This is a genomic window from Hymenobacter terrestris, assembly GCF_013377905.1.
GTDB lineage: Bacteria > Bacteroidota > Bacteroidia > Cytophagales > Hymenobacteraceae > Hymenobacter > Hymenobacter terrestris.
Window position 1 is genome coordinate 1 of the sequence record NZ_JABKAV010000172.1, and the last position, 333, is coordinate 333.

The 333-nt window shown below is 61.6% G+C and carries 1 protein-coding gene; it reads right to left on the reverse strand.

Annotated features, from left to right (window positions below):
- A partial coding sequence (locus HW556_RS18495; RefSeq protein ID WP_176901584.1) for a DUF4279 domain-containing protein occupies window positions 1-290 on the reverse strand: 290 nt, incomplete at its 3' end.
- Window positions 291-333: the final 43 nt, after the last annotated feature.

Genomic DNA, 333 nt, shown 5'->3' on the forward strand with positions numbered 1-333 from the left:
GCTTCTTGGTTCACGTCGACGTAAAGCACAATTTCCAGCACCGAGGTGAGGTCAAACTGCTCCTTAGCCGCCACAATCGCCTCGGTGCGGTCGTGGAGCTGGTCGACGATTTCGGTGACCAGGCGGTCAATGTCCAGCCATTCGGTGCCTTTGGCCGTGGACAGCTCCCAGGCGCTGTATTGCCGCTGGCGGTTGCCGTAGCGGGTGGGGTCGCCTTTCTGCCAGGTTTGACTGGGGGCCACGCCGAGCCGGGCCGTTACCTCGGCGGGGTCAAAGCATTCCCCTTTCAAGGCAAAGTAGACGTAGGAACCGGAATGGTGCAGGGGCATGAGC